Genomic DNA, 18,310 nt, shown 5'->3' with positions numbered 1-18,310 from the left:
TTAAACAGAGCGGGGTGAATTTGAATGAAAGAACAGGACTATTCCAATCCTAATTTTTATCAAAACAGAGAATTGAGTTGGCTGGACTTTAATCAGCGAGTCATTTCTGAAGCAGAACTGGATATTAACCCGTTGCTGGAGAAATTAAACTTTTTAGGTATCGGCAGTTCCAATCTGGACGAGTTTTATATGGTTCGGGTCGCTGGTCTGCAAGATCAAGTAAAATTGAATTACAATCAGCCGGACAGCAAAACTCATTTATCTCCCGAAAAACAACTGGAAGCTATTTCAATCAAGAATCGTTCCAATGTAACTTACCAATACCGTCTTTACACGGAAGTTGTTAAAAAATTAGAAAGTCATTCTGTTTACTTTAAAGATATTACAGCATTGACTAAAAAAGAATTTAAAGCCGCAAAAAGTATCTTTTCTGAAATTATTTTCCCTACACTTACCCCACTGGGAATCGATGCCTATCGACCTTTTCCTAATTTGAACAACAAGTTAGTCAATATTTTTGTTCATTTGGAAAAAGAGGGAGATTCAAAAGTCGCTATTGTCCCATTACCGGCATTGGCGGACCGCTTTGTTCCGATCAAAATGAACGATCATACGACTATTATCTATACGGAAGATTTGATTGCTCATTTTATGAGTGATTTGTTCAAAGGGTATACGATCAAGAGCACCTTTAATTTTCGTGTGACGCGAAATGCCGATCTGGAAATCCATGAACAAGGTGCTGAAGATCTGTTAGTGGTGATCGAAGACTATTTGAAACAACGTAAAAACGGCATGGCTGTACGTTTAGAAGTAGATACTCGACATCCGCACTCCACCATCAATGAGGATATCTATCATTTAACCCTGGCCTTGGAAATTGAGGAGCAAGATGTCTATCGAATCGACGGCCCTCTGGATCTGACTGTCTTGGGTTCTATTTCGAAATATCTTTCAAAAGATCTGCCAGGCTTAGTCTTCAACTCGTTCTCTCCAGTATACCCCAGAGAATTGGTCGATAAAGATGTCTACGATGCAGCTGACAAACAAGATTTATTTTTTCATCATCCTTATGATTCTTTTGATCCGATTGTCCAATTTATCCAAGAAGCAGCTACCGATCCTCTTGTCTTAGCGATCAAACAAACGCTTTATCGTGTCAGCAGCGATTCACCGATCGTCAATGCATTAAAACGGGCATCGGAAAATGGCAAGCAAGTCACCGTGTTGGTTGAATTAAAAGCTCGCTTTGATGAAGAACGAAATGTGCAGTGGGCAAAAGAATTGGAAGAAGCTGGTTGTCACGTGATTTATGGGATGACTGAGCTGAAGACGCATAGCAAAATCACTATGGTCGTGAAAAAGAATAAAAATAAAGTAACCCGTTATGTTCATTTAGGAACCGGCAATTATAATGATTCGACCGCCAAACTGTATACGGACATGGGCATCATCACGACCAATAAAAAAATCGGAGAAGATGCGACTAATTTCTTCAACTATTTAAGCGGCTATTCAGAACAACCTGTTTATAATTACTTGTCTGTTTCTCCTTTTGATATTCGTGATTCTTACATTGAAGACATTGACGAAGAAATAGCTTTCCATCAACAACACGGGAATGGTCATATTATTGCTAAAATGAACTCTCTGACGGACAAAGTCGTTATCGATAAGCTTTACAGTGCCAGTCAAGCTGGTGTGAAAATTGATTTAATCATCAGAGGTATCTGCTGTTTGCGGGCTCAAATTCCTGAACTAAGTGAAAATATACGCGTCATCAGTATAGTTGGACGTTTTTTGGAGCATAGTCGCATCTACTATTTCCATCACAACGGAGAGAAGAAGTTGTATCTTTCTTCTGCTGATATGATGACCCGAAATATGGTAAAACGTGTGGAGATCGAATTTCCTATTCTAGACAATACTATCAAAGAATCGATTTTTTCGATTTTAGACATTTACTTAAAAGATAATGTTAAAGCTCGGCAACAATTGACAGATGGAACGTATCAAATGGTCCAAAATGATCAGCCTAAAGTCGACAGCCAACAAACCTTTATGGAAATGGCTATTGCTGAAAAGAAACTGATTAATCCTCGCGAAGAACATTAAGATCGAAAAAACGTGTACTTACCTAAATTGGTAAGTACACGTTTTTCGTGATCTCTAGCTCTTCATCTTCTAACGTTGGTAAAAAAATTCCTCTGCCATATGAGTTTGCTTATGGAAATCAATATCATTTATCCACAAAATATTTTTCAAAGTCATCTAACTATATGAGCCATTAACTTAAAGGCTTTTAAGTCTCAAGTGAGTGATAGTTAGTGTCTTACTTGAAGAATAAACTGATTTTATTGATCAAGTGAGCTTCAATTAGAGTTTTACTTAATCAATAAGATGCATTTATTTATTAAGTGAGCGTCTGCAACCTCTTCATTTGAGAAATAAATTTATTTATTAAATCGGTAATCGTTTCTTTTCGCTCTATTTGCATAGGTGTAACTCGGAGCTTCTATAAACAGCGTATACTGAAGAATCAGTATCTTTATTTAGTATAGTTAAAGATAGCCTGACGTAAAAATTCAGCAGCGCCATCTCCTGCTGGTTCATCATAATATTTGGTGAATCTTGGATCGTCCACATACATCTGCGCTAATCCTCGGTGAGCTTCTTTTGAATACGTTGGCCAAGTAAACGTCAACCACTCTCTGTGCAGTGCGGCGATTTGTAATGCTTCTTTGCTTTCAGGATCTTTTTTGTGCAGAATTGTTTTTAGTTTTTCTAAAATTTGAACAGCTAGCTGTTGCATATGTTCATATTCTTCCTTACTTAGCCCAACAAACTGTTTGTTTGCTTTTTCAATGGCTGCAACACCGTATTTCTCACGAATCTCTTTACCATACTGTGCTTCATTTTTTTCAATCTGTTCTTCTTTAAATCCTGCAAATTTTTCTTTGTCTGACATCTTAGTCTCTCCTCTCTTACTAGCTAATGTTTTGTCAATAGTGGTCAACAGCTGGTCTAATTGCACTTTTTTAGCTGCTAGTCGTTGTCGATGTTCCAACAACGCTGCTTCACTGTCAAAGTGAACATCATTTAAAATCTGTTTGATGTCTTCTAAAGGCATATCCAAGTTGCGGTAAAATAAAATTTGCTGCAATGTTTCGATTTCTTGTTCTCCATATATCCGGTATCCGTTAGAGCTTTTTCGTTTTGGGGACAGCAACCCGATTTCATCATAGTAGCGCAATGTACGCTTGCTGACCCCCGCTATATGGCTTAAGGTATTGACAGTATATTCCATTTTTATTCCTCCTCTCTTCGTTCCTCTTTGACTTAATTTGATTGTAAACCTTTACGCAACGTGAAGGTCAAGCATTTTGTAAAAGAAAGACACATAAAGATTCATTCAATGAGTAAATGGTCGGTTATTCTTCAAGTGAGTAGTGAATGATTTCCCGCTTGAGGAATAAAGCAAGTTTGCTGATCAAGTGGGCTTTAAACGAGTGCTCACTTGATGAATAAAACAGGTTTACTAGTCAAGTGGGCTTTAAACGAGTGCTCACTTGATGAATAAAACAGGTTTACTGGTCAAGTGAGCTTTAAACGAATGCTCACTTGATGAATAAAACAAGTTTACTAGTCAAGTGGGCTTTAAACGAGTGCTCACTCGATGAATAAACAGGTTTACTAGTCAAGTGGGCTTTAAACGAGTGCTCACTCGATGAATAAACAGGTTTACTAGTCAAGTGAGCTTTAAACGAGTGCTCACTTGATGAATAAAACAGGTTTACTGGTCAAGTGAGCTTTAAACGAGTGCTCACTTGATAAATAAAACAGGTTTACTGGTCAAGTGAGCTTTAAACGAGTGCTCACTCGATGAATAAAACAGGTTTACTGGTCAAGTGGGCTTTAAACGAGTGCTCACTCGATGAATAAAAAACCGACTCCCAAACGTTAGAATAAAATCTAACGTTTGGGAGTCGGTTTCGTGGAATCTTTTTTACTTATTTGTTGCGCTTTCGAAGCGGTCTAGTAAACAAGCTTAATCCCCAACCTACTAAAAACCCGATCAAAGATGGAATCAACCAACCAAGACCAACTTCAAACAGAGGCAAGTTTTCGTTTAAGAAAGTCAGCATATTTTGTACCCAATTCAGGTCACTGATAAAAGCTGGTGCTGCTTTTAAAAAATCTACCATACTGATCGGCAACGTGAATAGAGTGGCACAAACATATACGATTTGACGATGTTTAAATAATGGCGAAAAAATAGCCAATAGGATCAACGTGATCGCTAAGGGATACAAGAACATCAATACCGGTAAGGAGTACGCAATAATACTGGTTAGTCCCACATTTGCAATCACACCTGAAACAACACTCAATAGAACAACGTACCCTCTATAACTCAATAACTGAGGAAACAGTTCATAAAAAGTTTCTGAACCGGAAGTGATCAAGCCAATCGCTGTTTTCAAACAAGCTACTGTTACAATAATAGCTAGTAAAATACTGCCGAATGTTCCAAAATAATAGTTGGAGATTTGAGCTAGCGCAATTCCTCCGTTTTCTGAAACAGGAAATTGTCCGACACTCATTGTTCCTAAATAAGCTAAGCAAGCATAAATGACTCCCATCAATAGGACACTTAATAAACCTGACTTAACTGTATCCATAGCAATTTGAGATGGTTTCGTCACACCAAGACCTTTAATAGCTTGAATCACGATAACACCAAAAGCCAATGAAGCTAAGGCATCCATCGTATTGTAGCCTTCTAAAAATCCATTTACAAAAGGCGTTGTCGTATATGTTTCTAAAACCGGAACATCACTAATATTTCCTAAGGGCTTGAAAAAAGCCGTTACGATCAGAATTCCTAAGAAAATCAAAAAGAGCGGATTTAGTACTTTTCCAACATAATCTAAAATTTTTGCTGGTTTCAAGGACAACACCAAAGCTGTCCCGAAAAATAACAGAGTAAAAATGGCTAAAGCAACCGTTTGATACCCTTCAGCAATATATGGTGCAAATCCCACTTCAAATGAAGTCGTTGCCAGACGAGGTGTTGCAAAAAATGGTCCGATTGTTAAATAAAGAGCCACCGTCATAAAATAAGCGTATAATGGATGGACGCGGCTGGCTAAATCAAATAAACTATCGCTGTTTGTGATCCCCATTGCTACAATACCTAAAAAAGGCAGCCCAATTCCTGTAATCAAAAAACCAATAATAGCTGAATGCACGTTAGACCCGGCAAGTTGCCCCATATGAACGGGAAAAATTAGATTTCCTGCTCCAAAAAACAATCCAAACAACATCGAACCTATTGTCAAATAAGAAGCAGTTGTTAATTTAGTTTCATTTCTCATTCTGTTCTCCCTTCAATCTTGTTATTTCCACCTATAATAACTTTTTTTCTGTCTCGAAACAACAAATCTTTTTATGTAAGGGTAACAATTCTGAATTTTCTATCTATTTCATTTTACGTTTACTTTGTTATACTAAGGGTAATAGCTTTTGCAACATTCATTACGTGCTAAGCGAAAGGAATCGAACCGAATATGACAAACATTCAAGATATCGCTCAATTAGCGAAAGTATCCTCTGCAACGGTATCCAGAGTCATCAATAAAAATGGTTATGTCAGTAAAGAGACCAAAAGAATCGTTGACCAAGCGATCAAAGAATTGGATTACGTTCCAAACAGCCAAGCGGTCTCGTTAAAAAAAGGCTCAACAAAAACTATTGGCATCGTATCAACTGACTTTTTTGATACAGCTACCTTCTTGTTACGAAGCTTCACTCTGGAAGCCCAAAAAGAAGGTTACTCAGTCACTATTTTTATCACCAGTCACGACAAACAAAAAGAACTAGACGCCTTAGAAATGTTGAAAAGCAAACAATTAGACGGTATTTTTCTGCTTTACCGAACCAATGAATGGGACGTTATTGAACAATATGTAAAATATGGACCTATCGTAACCTTAAATCGTGTGGAATCAGCGGTTATTCCTTCCGTTTACATAGATCAATATCAAGGGTATTTATTAGGACTGGAGCATTTGTACCAAAGCGGATGCCGTAAAATCATTAACTTGTATAGTAGTGAATTGGGCTTAAATACCCAAACGAGAATAGCGGTTTTTAAAGAATTTACCGATAAATATGCTTTAGAATCCCATGATCCCACATTGTTTATCAACTTATCCGGTACAAAAGATGGCGCAACAGCAGCTCGCTGGTTTGATCTTCAAGCAGAAAAACCAGATGCTTTTATGTGTGCTTCTGATTCGGTAGCAGCTGGGTTTGTAGCTGAGGCCATGTATTTAGGCTATGTTGCTGGGAAAGACTATTCCATCATCGGATTTGACAATATTTTCTTATCTGAAATGTTGGACATCACCACTATCGATTATCCGGTTGATTTACAAGCTGTGAATGCCTTCCATTTGATTTACCAACGACTGACAAAAAAAGAGCAGCCTTTGCAATCTCTTGATTTTAAGTTGATTCAAAGAGGATCTACAAAACCGCTGATTCACTAAAATAGGGCATTTGCTTCAGCTTTAATGAAAGCTGAAGTAAATGCCCTGTTTGTTTAATAACTTTTTTCATAATCGACTAAGTTTTTCGGCAACTCTTTTTTGGCAATATATGCCTGTAGATTCTCTTCAAAAATATCAAATAAGCGTGTATTGTAGTGTTCAGCATTTCCTGAGATATGCGGTGTGATCAACACATCGTTTCTATCCCATAAAGGACTGTCGTTTTCCAGCGGCTCCGCTTCGAAAACGTCTAATCCCGCAAAAGCCACTTTTCCATTATCCAAAGCTTGGATCAAATCTTCTGTCTTCACTGTCGGGCCGCGTCCAACATTTACAAGGATAGTTCCCTCTTTCATTTGAGAAAAAATTTTCTCATCGAAGTAATGTTCTGTTTCAGAAGTTAACGGTAAAATATTGACTACAATGTCTGCTTTTTCCACATGATCTGTTAAGTCAGGTTGTTGATAGATCGCATCCATGTTCTCTACTTCTCTACCACTTCGATTGATACCGATCGTATTCATATTGAAGGCTTTTGCCAAGCGCCCTACTTCTTTACCAATGTGCCCAGTTCCTACGATCATGATCGTTTTACCAGACAACTCCATCAGTACCTGCTCTTTTCTCCAAACATGTTGCGTCTGATCTATAACGGCTTGCTGGATTTTTCTTCCATATGCCAACAACATCCCGAATACGGATTCCGCAATAGGTACGCTGTGAATACCGCTAGCGTTCGTTAACAAGATTTTTTGTTCTTCCAAATGAGTCAAGTCCATGTAATCCACTCCAGCTGAACTGGCTTGTATCCATTTTAATTGGCTATCTTCTGTATCGAATAAGCCTGCTTTTTGTACTTTGTCTTTATCCCATCCGTAAACAACTTCAATCTTTTCTACAGGGTAATCCAGTTCACTGTTTTCCTCCCACCCTTTAATCAAGTCATAATCAGGTGCTATTTCTTGCGCCTTTTTAAAGTGCTCGGGTTTCATTTCATTCAATAACCAAATACCTTTTTCGTTCATTCGTTATCCCCCTATTCAAACTCGACTTCAACTCTATTATGTCATTTTTCTTCCTATTAGAAAAGAAATCTTTCCTATTCATTGAATCAATAAAGGATTTTGCAAGACCTGAAAAAAAAGGCCAGGAATGTTTGTTTTCCTGACCTCTTTAACAAATGGTTATTCTACTGGGCTTTTTCCTAAGAACGCTTGGTACATCCAAATGTTTTTGTCCACATCGGTCTTATACCCGATCAATAAGTCTTGTGTCACGTCGTCTCCAGCTTCGCCCGTTAATTCGATTCCATTTGTTAAACTATCTGCTAATAATCTTAAATCAGCCACAACTGCTTCCACCATTTCAGTAGCCGCTTTTTCTGTTGTATAAGGACTTTCTTGAATAGCTGAGTGATCTATAAATTCTTTCAATGTAGAGTAAGGCTTACCGCCGATCGTGATCAACCGTTCAGCTACTTCATCGAAAACTTCATTAACTGAATCATACAATTCTTCAAATTTTTCATGCAGTGTATAGAAGTGAGATCCTTTTACGTACCAATGATGTTGATGCAATTTCGTATAAAATACACCCAATGTTGCTACTGTGTTGTTCAAATACTCTTGTACTTCTTGATTTGCCATGAAAAAATCCTCCTTATTTTTGTTTAGTTTTTTTATTACCTTATAATTATTATAAACAAACCCATATAATTAGTCAATTAAAACCATTCTTTTTTACAAAAATTTTGATCTTTTTATCAACCATAATCAATCATCAATATAAAGGACTATTTCACCGGTTGATTTCGTCTTGGCTACATCAATGATCCGTTGGTTACGGCTTCCACGGAAGGCTTTCGTTAAATCTTTCTCAGCTAAGATAAAAGGACCATCTACTAAGACATCCACATAATGGAGTAAAGCTAACTTATCCGCAGACTCCTGTTGCAGATTCTCCCATGTGTAACCTGTCCACGACCAGATATCTTTTGTTCGGCCGAATTCTTGTCGTACACGCTCACATAATTGCAGCAATACTGGCGTATTCAAGAACGGCTCCCCGCCTAACAAAGTTAACCCTTGGACATAAGCCTGTCCTAGATCAGCAATAATTTGATCTTCTAATTGTTGTGTGTATTCTACTCCGTATGAAAAATCTTGAGCGATTTTATTGTAACAGCCCGGGCAGTTGAACAAGCATCCGCTGACGTAAACACTGCATCGAATACCTTCTCCATCCACAAAATTAAAGGGTTTGTAGTCCGCTATTTTTTTCTGGGTCCACTTTTCAGACAGCCAAGCTTTAGGTTTTGGCTGCTGTGGAATTCTAGGCGCCATTTTATCGTCCTCCTCCACTCATTATGCTTTTAAACAAGATAAGTGCGTTCATCTGTAATGTGTTTCTTACGTGCCGCGATTTCTTCATGACGTCCATGGACCATTGGGCGTTGTTGCGGATTCCCTAAATACCCGCAAGTCCGTTTTACCACATCACAAGTCATTGGGTCTGTATTGAAGCACGCTGGGCACTGGAAACCTTTAGCGGTTGGTTCAAATTCGCCATTGTACCCACATTTGTAACAATGATCGATAGGAGTATTCGTACCTAGATAACCTATTCGGTCGTACGCAAAATCCCATACGGCTTCCAGAGCTTTTGGATTCTGACGCAGTACTGGATACTCGCAATAATGGATAAAGCCGCCGGAACAATACTGCGGATAGACTTTTTCAAACTCGATTTTTTCAAATGGAGTCGGTTGTTTGCGCACATCGTAATGAAAACTATTGGTGTAATATTCTTTATCAGTAATACAAGCGATTTCTCCAAATTTCTGTTTGTCCAATCGGCAAAAACGATCTGTTAAACTTTCAGAAGGCGTAGAATAAACACTAAAGTGATAATCGTATTCAGCAGCCCAAACGTCAGCATTTTGCTTCATTTGACGCACTATCTCTACAGTAAATTCTTTAGCTTCTTTGTTGGTTTCCCAATTTGGACCATAGAAAACCGTCGCGACTTCATATAACCCGATGTATCCGATCGAAACCGTGCAGCGTCTGTGTTTAAAGACTTCATCCACTGCGTCTTCATCACTTAAGCGCGTGCCAAATGCACCATATTTGTACAAAATAGGCGCATTTTCTGGTGTCGCTTCTTTTACTCGACCAATGCGATAAACTAAAGCATCTTTCACGACCTGCATACGCTCGCTGAACACATTCCAGAATTTCGCTTTGTCTCCATTCGATTCAAGAGCAATGCGCGGCAGATTTAACGTTACCACGCCTAAATTCATACGCCCGGAATTTACTTCATTTCCATTTTCATCTTGCCAGCCTTGTAAAAAAGAACGGCACCCCATTGGAGCTTTAAAACTGCCTGTCAATTCAACGATTTTATCGTAGCTAAGAACATCCGGATACATCCGCTTAGTGCTGCATTCAACTGCTAATGCCTTCACATCATAATTAGGGTCTTGCGCCTCTAAATTCACTCCACGACGTAATGTAAAGACCAGTTTTGGAAAAATAGCGGTTCTTTTTTCTTTTCCCAACCCTTCAATACGCACTTGTAGAATCGCCTTTTGAATCTCTCGTTCAAATTCATTCGTTCCTAGTCCAAATCCCAGTGTTGTAAAAGGAGTTTGTCCGTTAGACGAATAAAGGGTATTGATTTCATACTCTAAGCTTTGCATAGCATCATAAATATCTTTTTTGGTTTTAGCAAATGCATATTTGTGTTTTCTTTCTTTTCCATCGATCCAATATTCTGCATCTGCTATATGCTTTTGGTAATTCTTTTCCGCATAAGGCGCCAACAATTCATCTACCCGATCGGCGCTGCATCCGCCATACTGACTAGAAGCAACATTGGCAATGATTTGTGCCATTTGGGCTGTAGCCGTATTGATCGATTTTGGTGATTCCACCTCTGCATTCCCAACTTTAAAACCGTTTTCAAACATGTTTTTAAAATCGATCAAACAACAGTTTGTCATTGGTGAGTAAGGTTGATAATCCAAATCGTGAAAATGGATATTTCCTTTTAAGTGGGCATTTGCTACATGCTTAGGCAGCATTTGCAATCCGATTGCTTTGGCTACACTTCCTGCTGTCAAATCACGTTGAGTATTGAACACTTTACTGTCTTTATTCGCATTTTCATTGATAACGGTCTCGTCTCGTGAAAGCAGCTTCTTGATCGACTGATTGACATCTGTGGACTGTTGTCGCTCAATATCCCGCATACTCCGGTAATGGATGTAAGCTTCGGCCATCTTAGTTTCCCCAGCTTCCACTAAACAGTGTTCCACAATGCTTTGTATTTCATAAATTTTGATGTCTTCTTTGAAGCGATGAGCTATTTCGTGGTCGATTTGCAAAGCTAAAGTGTAAATTTTAGTCATGCGGAACTCATCTACCAGATTTTCTACTTGTAATGAACACTTCATCAAAGCATTCATTATTTTATCGAGGTCATACGGTATCATCCGATCATCTCGTTTGATCACATTCAGCATCTCATTTTTCGTCGTAACAACTAATGGACTCATCATTTTTTACCCCACTCACTATTAATTAGTTCATTTATTAACATATTTCCAAACCCACTAAACACTATATGTAGTATTCACACTCAATAAAATAATCTATATATGGATAACCATATTATAAACATCACAAATAAAAATAGCAATAACATTTCACCGATTTTAAGTTAAATTCCCTCTGTCTTGTATCTATCTTGTCTTCATTCATTTTGAACAAATTGTTACTATTGAATATGAGAAAAAGCACAATACTATCGCTTTCTAAATATTAGTATGCTAAAATTATGCAGATAAAGTGAGACTTCATTTAGTGGTGCAATTTACTCCGCTGAATGTTAGTTGAACTAATCGGGCTTTTACTGGTTGTGGAGTTCTACTTTAAATTTCTGTTGCGCGATCAACAAAAAATTGGAAGCCGGAGACATACAACTAGTTGACCTGCGACAATATAAAGAATAGAGGGAATAAATTAATGATCACTGTATCGGACGTAAGTTTGCAATTTCCTGATCGTAAATTATTTGATGAAGTGAATTTAAAATTCACTCCTGGGAATTGTTATGGCTTGATTGGAGCAAATGGTGCTGGAAAATCAACCTTTTTAAAAATTTTATCTGGTGAAATCCAACCATCTACCGGGAATATTTCTATGGCTGCAGATGAACGTATGGCAACCTTAAAACAAAACCATTATGATTATGAAGACCAAACGGTTTTAGACACTGTTATTATGGGCCACAAACGCTTGTATGACATTATGCAAGAAAAAAATGCTATTTATATGAAACCTGATTTTTCTGACGAAGACGGCATCAAAGTTGCCGAACTTGAAGGAGAATTTGCAGATTTAAATGGTTGGGAAGCTGAACCTGAAGCAGCTACATTACTACAAGGGTTAGGCATTCAAGAAGACTTGCATTACCTAAAAATGAGTGAATTATCTGGTGGACAAAAAGTGAAAGTCTTATTAGCTCAAGCTTTATTTGGCAAACCAGATGTTCTATTATTGGATGAGCCTACCAATGGATTGGATAAAAAGTCTATCGAATGGTTGGAAGAGTTCTTAATCAATTTTCAAAATACGGTCATCGTTGTTTCTCATGACCGCCACTTCTTGAATAAAGTCTGTACACATATGTGTGACGTAGACTTTGGTAAAATTAAATTGTACGTTGGAAACTATGACTTCTGGTTGGAGTCTAGTCAACTAGCTGCTAAATTGCAAGCTGACCAAAACGCGAAAAAAGAAGAAAAAGTAAAAGAACTACAAGACTTTATTGCTCGATTCAGTGCAAATGCTTCTAAATCGAAACAAGCAACTTCTCGTAAGAAAACACTGGAAAAAATTACTTTGGATGATATCCAACCTTCTACTCGCCGTTACCCATTTGTCGGCTTCGAACCTGAACGCGAAATTGGAAATGACTTATTGCGTGTGGAAAACATTTCTAAATCTATCGATGGCAAACAAATTTTGAGCAACATCAGCTTTAGTTTGAACAAAGATGACAAAGTAGCCTTCACAGGAGAAAGCGATATTGCTATCACAACTCTCTTCAAAATCATTATGGGTGAAATGGAACCTGATTCAGGTACGATCAAATGGGGAGTTACCACTTCTCAATCTTATTTACCAAAAGACAATTCAGCTGAATTTGCAAATGGCAAGTTAACGATCGTTGACTGGTTGCGTCAGTATGCTTCTAAAGAAGAAAGTGACAATACATTCTTACGCAGCTTCTTAGGACGTATGTTGTTCTCTGGTGAAGAAGTACTGAAAGAAGTCTCTGTCCTTTCAGGGGGAGAAAAAGTTCGTTGTATGTTGTCTAAAATGATGTTAAGTAAAGCCAACGTATTGGTAATGGATGACCCTACTAATCACTTGGACTTAGAATCTATTACAGCATTGAACAATGGCTTGATCGCTTTCAAAGGTTCATTACTATTTAGTTCACATGACCACCAATTTATCCAAACAATCGCGAACCGCATTATTGAAGTGACACCAAACGGAGTTGTTGACCGTGCGGAAACCACTTATGATGAATTCTTGGACAATGAAACAGTTCAAAAACAAATCGCAGAACTTTACGCAAAATAATCTAGACTAATTATTGAGAATTAGGACAAAAAACCTCTCACTAAAATGCACTCCCGTTACTGAAAAATTATTCAGTAGCGGGAGTGCTTTTTCTGTTTATCTATCTATAAAAGTAGATTACTGATCAAGTGAGCTTCACATAAATTCCCACTTGACTAATAAAACTGTCAAACAGAAAGTTACGGTACTAGTAAGGTGCTCAACTACCATACCGTGCTTTCAAACAGAAAGATACGGTACTAGTAAGATGTTCAACTACCATATAGTGCTTTAAAACAGTGAGATAGGGTACTAAACAGGTGTTCAACTACCATATAGTGCTTTCAAACAGTGAAATATGGTACTAATAAGGTGCTCAACTACCCTATCGTGCTTTCAAACAGTGAGATAGGGTACTAAACAGGTGTTCAACTACCATATAGTGCTTTCAAACAGTGAAATATGGTACTAAGAGGGAGTTCAATTATCATAGAGTACTGGTTTGCTGATCAAGCGAGCTTCACATAAATTCCCACTTGACTAATAAGGGGCTTTTTCTTCTGAGATAGACCTTATTCGTCTTCTCAATCAAGCCTATTTGTTCAAGATAAAGATGCCGAAGAGCCCGTCCAGAATTTTTCTGGACGGGCTCTTCGGCAAATACAGCGATTAAAGTCCTCATGACTCTATTCCTATGCAAATTGCGCATGGCAGCTCACAAGCCATACTCCATGATTTTATTTTTTTGCTTTAAAAACTTTTAATTGTTTTCCTTTGATCGTTCTGGTCTTCATTGCTTCAATCACAAGTTGTCCTTTACCATTCAAGATCTCCACATAAGTCGAGCCTTCTTGGATCGTAATGATCCCGATATCTTCTGCATTGATTCCAGGGATTTTGGCGATCGTTCCAACAAAATCGACAGCACGCAGTTTTTTCTTTTTACCGCCATTGAAATAAACTTTAGTAATGTTTTTGTTCAGTTCTTTTTCACGCGGACGTTTCAAAGGTGGACGTGTAGCGATTTTTTCATCGAATGCGCGTTGATGACGTTGTACTAATCGAGCATTTGGCATTGGAATTTCTTCAAATGTTTGATGGGTATATTCCTTAACTTCTCTCCACCAGCTCATTTGTTTTGGAGTTACCATTGTTAACGCCAATCCACTTTTTCCAGCGCGGCCAGTACGACCAGTACGGTGGACAAAACTTTCTTTCTCCACAGGAACGTCGTAGTTGATGACATGAGTCACGTTATCCACATCGATCCCTCTAGCAGCTACATCGGTCGCTACTAAATAACGGAAACGACCTTCTTTAAAATCTTTCATCACATCAAATCGGTCATCTTGATACATTCCACCGTGAAGCTTATCAATCGGCAATCCTGCCTTGCTCAGGAAACTGTGTACCTCGTTTACAGCTGCTTGCGTATTACAGAAAATCATGCAGTTATCCGGATTTTCAACCGTCAACAAGTTCAGAAGCTGACGTTCTTTCTCTTCTTCTTGCACTTTCACAAATGACTGGTGAATGTTCGGTTTGCTGCCTTCTGCTGTTTCAATTTGAATAGATGCTTTTTCTTCACGCATGTAGAAACCGGCTAGTCGCGCCACTTCTTCTGGCATAGTGGCCGAGAATAGTAATGTTTGGCGTTCTTTCGGTACAAATTCAATAATCGATTCTACTTGTTCAATGAACCCCATATTCAACATTTCATCTGCTTCATCCAACACTAGGTAACGAACTTTTTCCAAGCTCAAGGTTCCCTTTTGCAAATGATCCAGTAATCTCCCTGGAGTACCGACTACAATATGATTTTTTTGTTTCAATTCTAATTGTTGTTTTTTAAAAGAGGATTTTCCAAATACTGCCGCGACTTTAACACGTTTAAATCGTCCAATATTGGTTAAATCTTCTTTTACTTGTGTCGCAAGTTCTCTTGTAGGAGTTAAAACTAAAGCTTGAGGTTTATTTTCTGCCCATTCTACCTTTTCTACTAATGGTACTCCATAACTGACGGTTTTCCCACTGCCCGTTTGAGCTTCAACAATAATGTCTTCTCCTTGTAATGCAACAGGGATGACTCTTTCTTGGACTGCTGTTGGGTGGTAATAACGAAGATCTGTTACGGCCTCTACTATTTCAGAGCTGATTGCAAAATCTTTAAAACTAGTTTCTTTATTCATGTTAGCCTCTTTCGTTCTTTTTTTTACAGTATAACAGGATTTCGCTTAGATGTATAAGGATTCTGAGAGTTATCTTCTACTCCGTGACTTTTCGGACACAATTCAATCATTTGGGTTCGCTTCCAAATTTTGTTACTATTGTAAATGAACATAAGCTAAATAAAGGAGGAATTCGTACAATGGTCAAAAAAGTAATAGGTGGATATATCTCTGTAGAAGAAACTGCTGCTGAAATAGAACATTTATTAACCGATGGGTACACCTCATCAGACATTATTGTCGTAACCAACAGCGCAAATAAAGGCGCTTTAGAATCTCTTACTATAGCAAATGTAGATCCGGTAGCAGACAAAAAAGGAGTAGAAAAAGGGCACCCGAAATTATTCAATTACGGTGATGAAAACAACCCGCTTGGTGCATATGATTTAGATGCTGATACAACCGAACGGTACAATAAAACTATCAAAAATGGCGGTTACGTTATTTTATCTGAACAAAGAGCAGGTACGAATGGAAAAGGTACAGACTTAAACCGTTCGCCGATCAAATCAAAAGACGATCCTACGCTTTCAAACATTGGTGAAGTATCTGAAGCGTATAGAGGAAAGCCTGCTGATACGAATGAAGATCCTTCACTAGATAATATTCCAGCAAAAACTTCTAACAAGGAACAAACCACTAATGAGCAAAGTATTCCATTTTCACCAGGAACTCCTAGAGATCCGAGTGAATCTTAATAAATGCCAAAAAAGCCAGAGAACATTTGTCCTCTGGCTTTTTTGCCGTTCTTGTTTAATCAAAGCTGATAGGCTAAACGCCTTTTTTTACTTTCTGCGCTACTTCAATAACGATATGGATGCCGTTTGGATCATCTAAGGCAATCGTATTGGCTGCTTCATCTAATGTGTAAGCATAAGCTTTTTCATCCAAGGCTTCTTTTACTTTAGCAAAATCTTCGACAGAGTCCAATTCGATAGTGTAGTAGTCCATTCCTCTTGTTCCTTCAGGTGCTGCAGGGATATTTGTACCTGCCCAGACATTAGAACCGATTTGGTGGTGGTACAATCCGGCGGCGAAGAATTTCGCTTGCGAACCGAAGTTGTATTTCAAATCAAATCCTAATAGATCTTGGTAAAAGTCTTCTGTTTTTTGCAAATCTGAAACAAATAAGTGAACGTGTCCCATATAAGTTCCAGCCGGCATACCTTTGAAAGCTTCTTTAGCTTCAGCAATTACGCCTTCTGCATCCATTGGTTCTGTAACTCCAGCGATCTCACCCGTTTCACGAATATCCCATTCGCTTACTGGTTTGTCACAGTAGATTTCTACGCCATTTCCTTCTGGATCATCTAAATAAAGAGCTTCACTATAACCATGATCACTAGCTCCTGTTAGTGGATATTTTGCAGTCAATAAATGATACAAGATTTCTCCTAGATCTTTTCTAGACGGCAATAGAAGAGCTAAGTGGTATAACCCAGCAAAACGACCTCTTTCTCCTGAAGCAGGTACTTCCTGCAATGTCAAAAGCACTTTATCTTCACCATGCGGTCCAAAAGAAACTTCTTTAGCCGATTCTGATTTGATATCTAATCCAATAGATAGATTGTAGAAATTTTTCATATTCTCTAAATTTTCAACATTCAATACTACTTTTCCAATTTTTGTATTCTCATTTAATTTAAACATCTCTCTATCCTTTCATATACCCTGTTTATTTACTTACTTTTTACAAGTGTAAAGGACAGACACATTAATTACAAGGATAATTTGCTTTTTTCAGTCTTTATTATTTCCAAATTATGCTAAGTTCACAATTCACCGTCTCGCCGGTAGTGATTTTGTGCGCCGTAGATACTCTTCCATCTTCTAATTCAATCACACTGACGGAACTTGTAATCATATTTCCATAATGAACTTCTTTTTCAAATTTAATATTAACGTAGTCTAAGTCATGAGATGTTAAAAATTCGTAGTCTAATGTATCTAGCGCCCAATCAAAATATTTGGAATTGTTGACGTGCTGATTGCGATCGATATCTAAGAAACGTACCCGATACTCAGTTGATGTTGCTTCAGCTCCTACTTTTTCCGGTTTAGTTGTACGCACCAATTTTTTATTGAATTCAACCTCATATGGTGCCACGATTTCTTCTGGAATACGTGCCATTTTCCTTTTTTCTCTATCAATCAAGGCAAAAGTTGTTTTAGCAGTAACGCACTCTTCTCCATTTGCACCATAGACTTTGAATTCACGGTAACAAAACAGTTTATTGTAGGACAACGCTTGTGTTGTGATTGTCACTTCTTCAGCAAATTCAGGTACGCGATTAAAGTTCATTTCATATTGTAAAATAACCCACGACAATCCCATTTCATTTACAACATCGTCCCCAACACCTAATAAATGACTTTGTTCACCTGAAGCATGGATCATGATGTTGACCAACATAGGCAATGTCATTCTCTTGTTGGTATCACACTCATAATATTTCACTAGATGTTTTGCTTCATAAATTTTTCCACTCATTTGATGTCCTCATTTCTTATATTCATACCAATAAGAATACCATAAAAAAATAGAACGTGGAGTAAGACGTTTTGCTTCTATGCCATGCGTCTAGAGTTTAGAAAGTCCTCTAGCTCACAATCTGGCCCAGAAATCGCAGGGGTTTGTTCGCTAGAGTCGATCTACTGAATAATCTAATCCACTAATCACAGTAAACTATTCAGTAGAGACACGTTACTTCACTGTCAAACCCAATAAGAATCTAAAAAAGTGTATCCTAATCCTCTTTTTCTGTAAGCGCAAAATGAAACGGTATCTTCAAATATCTTCTTTTCCGCTCTATACTTGATTTCATAGTAAACAAGTTGGAGGAATGATGATGAAAAGACAAGATATAGTACCAGTTTCATTGCAACAAAT

General features: G+C 37.9%; 13 protein-coding genes. 4 read left to right on the top strand and 9 right to left on the bottom strand.

Translation table 11 applies throughout. The annotated features are described in order from the left end of the window. The first annotated feature begins 24 nt into the window (after positions 1-24). A complete protein-coding gene (locus tag ACEN36_RS04310; RefSeq protein ID WP_407096107.1) occupies positions 25-2,115 on the top strand; it encodes an RNA degradosome polyphosphate kinase in 2,091 nt (696 codons plus the stop codon). Positions 2,116-2,548: 433 nt separating this feature from the next. On the opposite strand, the gene ACEN36_RS04305 is transcribed toward ACEN36_RS04310, so the two are convergent. Beyond that, positions 2,549-3,307, bottom strand: coding sequence for a MerR family transcriptional regulator (locus ACEN36_RS04305; protein ID WP_407096108.1), 759 nt, complete (start codon positions 3,305-3,307; stop codon positions 2,549-2,551). A 703-nt stretch (positions 3,308-4,010) separates the two neighbouring features. Further along, complete coding sequence (gene brnQ, locus ACEN36_RS04300) at positions 4,011-5,378, bottom strand: branched-chain amino acid transport system II carrier protein (RefSeq protein WP_407126024.1); 1,368 nt, start codon at positions 5,376-5,378, stop codon at positions 4,011-4,013. Between the two features lie 192 nt (positions 5,379-5,570). On the opposite strand from brnQ, the gene ACEN36_RS04295 reads away from it, so the two are divergent. Next, positions 5,571-6,554 carry a LacI family DNA-binding transcriptional regulator gene (locus ACEN36_RS04295; RefSeq protein ID WP_407126023.1) on the top strand — a complete coding sequence of 328 codons (984 nt, stop codon included), beginning with the start codon at positions 5,571-5,573 and terminating at the stop codon, positions 6,552-6,554. A gap of 53 nt (positions 6,555-6,607) precedes the next feature. On the opposite strand, the gene ACEN36_RS04290 is transcribed toward ACEN36_RS04295, so the two are convergent. The 4 genes from ACEN36_RS04290 to nrdD all read right to left on the bottom strand — a co-directional run bounded on the left by ACEN36_RS04290 (position 6,608) and on the right by nrdD (position 11,118). After that, entirely contained in the window at positions 6,608-7,579 is a 972-nt protein-coding gene (locus ACEN36_RS04290) for a phosphoglycerate dehydrogenase (protein WP_407096111.1), read from the bottom strand. Between the two features lie 159 nt (positions 7,580-7,738). After that, positions 7,739-8,200: a Dps family protein gene (locus tag ACEN36_RS04285; protein WP_407126022.1), complete on the bottom strand. Its 462-nt coding sequence runs from the start codon at positions 8,198-8,200 to the stop codon at positions 7,739-7,741. A 126-nt stretch (positions 8,201-8,326) separates the two neighbouring features. After that, positions 8,327-8,896, bottom strand: coding sequence for an anaerobic ribonucleoside-triphosphate reductase activating protein (gene nrdG / locus ACEN36_RS04280; protein ID WP_407126021.1), 570 nt, complete (start codon positions 8,894-8,896; stop codon positions 8,327-8,329). A gap of 29 nt (positions 8,897-8,925) precedes the next feature. Beyond that, positions 8,926-11,118 (bottom strand): anaerobic ribonucleoside-triphosphate reductase, encoded by a 2,193-nt coding sequence (nrdD, locus tag ACEN36_RS04275; RefSeq protein WP_407126020.1) that lies wholly within the window; start codon positions 11,116-11,118, stop codon positions 8,926-8,928. A 466-nt stretch (positions 11,119-11,584) separates the two neighbouring features. On the opposite strand from nrdD, the gene ACEN36_RS04270 reads away from it, so the two are divergent. Beyond that, positions 11,585-13,213, top strand: coding sequence for an ABC-F family ATP-binding cassette domain-containing protein (locus tag ACEN36_RS04270; RefSeq protein WP_407096115.1), 1,629 nt, complete (start codon positions 11,585-11,587; stop codon positions 13,211-13,213). A gap of 716 nt (positions 13,214-13,929) precedes the next feature. Here the strand turns inward: ACEN36_RS04270 and ACEN36_RS04265 are convergent. Continuing rightward, entirely contained in the window at positions 13,930-15,381 is a 1,452-nt protein-coding gene (locus ACEN36_RS04265; protein WP_407096116.1) for a DEAD/DEAH box helicase, read from the bottom strand. 179 nt (positions 15,382-15,560) lie between these two features. Here ACEN36_RS04265 and ACEN36_RS04260 point away from each other — a divergent pair, with 179 nt between their 5' ends. Then, the gene (locus ACEN36_RS04260; RefSeq protein WP_407096117.1) at positions 15,561-16,118 is read left to right on the top strand and encodes a hypothetical protein; all 558 of its coding nucleotides are present in this window, start codon (positions 15,561-15,563) and stop codon (positions 16,116-16,118) included. 73 nt (positions 16,119-16,191) lie between these two features. Here the strand turns inward: ACEN36_RS04260 and ACEN36_RS04255 are convergent, their stop codons facing one another. Both ACEN36_RS04255 and ACEN36_RS04250 read right to left on the bottom strand, forming a co-directional pair. After that, on the bottom strand, positions 16,192-17,070 hold the full coding sequence (locus ACEN36_RS04255; RefSeq protein WP_407096118.1) for a VOC family protein: 879 nt from the start codon (positions 17,068-17,070) through the stop codon (positions 16,192-16,194). Positions 17,071-17,170: 100 nt separating this feature from the next. Then, complete coding sequence (locus ACEN36_RS04250; RefSeq protein WP_407126019.1) at positions 17,171-17,911, bottom strand: acyl-[acyl-carrier-protein] thioesterase; 741 nt, start codon at positions 17,909-17,911, stop codon at positions 17,171-17,173. Positions 17,912-18,310: the final 399 nt, after the last annotated feature.

Source organism: Desemzia sp. FAM 23989, from assembly GCF_045528345.1.
Taxonomy (GTDB): domain Bacteria; phylum Bacillota; class Bacilli; order Lactobacillales; family Carnobacteriaceae; genus Desemzia.
This window is presented reverse-complemented; position numbering and strand designations above follow the sequence as displayed.